Origin of the sequence: Massilia sp. TSP1-1-2 (genome assembly GCF_049896185.1) — a bacterium.
Lineage (GTDB): Bacteria > Pseudomonadota > Gammaproteobacteria > Burkholderiales > Burkholderiaceae_D > Telluria_A.
The window spans coordinates 1-944 of record NZ_JAFCTU010000141.1 but is presented as its reverse complement, the minus strand read 5'-3'; the positions used below and the strand labels follow the sequence as shown (position 1 = coordinate 944).

General features: G+C 63.1%; 1 protein-coding gene. It reads right to left on the bottom strand.

Features of this window, described 5'->3' with window-relative positions:
* Window positions 1–773: amino acid permease (locus ACP7BV_RS27330; RefSeq protein ID WP_426108051.1), on the bottom strand; the 773-nt coding region annotated here is incomplete at its 3' end.
* Window positions 774–944 lie beyond the last annotated feature (171 nt).

The following is a 944-nucleotide window of genomic DNA, read 5'->3' as shown; positions in this document are numbered from 1 at the left end:
GGCGAGCACAAGGCGGCCGTGCAAAAGGAATTCGGCGCCGGCGCGGCAGCCACCGCCTCCAGGCCCGTATAGGTGCCGCCGCCTTGCGAGTAGGCCAGCAGCAGCATGGCGGCAACGCCGGTCCAGCCAATATTGCCGGCCAGTTCGCTGGTGCTGGCGATGGTGGTGGGCACCAGTTGCGGCAGGAAAGCGACGTGCGCGACGATGCCGTACACGATCAGCACCAGGTGGGTGACCACGAAGCCCAGGAAAATGGGCAGCAGGATCTGGATGGATTCCTTCAGGCCGCGCAAGTTCATCACGATCAGCAAGGCAATGAAAAACGCTTCCGCCCATAGCTTGTAGGGCTGGAAACCCAGTGGCAGGAAGGAAGCGAGCGCGTCGACACCGGAGGCGATGGAAATGGCAATCGTCAGCACGTAGTCAAGCACCAGCGCGCAGCCGGAGATGAGGCCCATGTAGGGGCCGACCAGGCTGGTTGCCACGCGGTAGCCGCCGCCGCCCGTGGGAAACAGTTCGATGACCTGGTTGTAGGCCAGCGCGATGACGAACACGGTGACGGCGGTGGCAATGGCCAGGTACAGGCCCAGCTCGTTATGCCCGCCCAGTGCGCGAAAGGTTTCTTCGGGGCCGTAAGCGGAGGAGGACAGCCCGTCGGCGCCCAGCCCCACCCATGCAAGGAAGGCGACCAACGCCATCGAATGGCGTGTTTCACTCTTCATGGGATCAAGTGCTTTACCGAGTAAAATTTCCCGGATCTTTTTATTCTTCATCTTGCTGGCCGAAGGGGCGGCAGAGTAGCTCAGGTAGGCAGAATCATACGCCGATCCCCTTCTGTCTACCGCCCCCCGGGCCGCACGATCGCGAACCGAACAGCTCAACCGCGAACTGGTCAAGGTCGGGATCGAGCCGGTGCGCGCGCTGCGGGCCGCTCCGAACGCCCA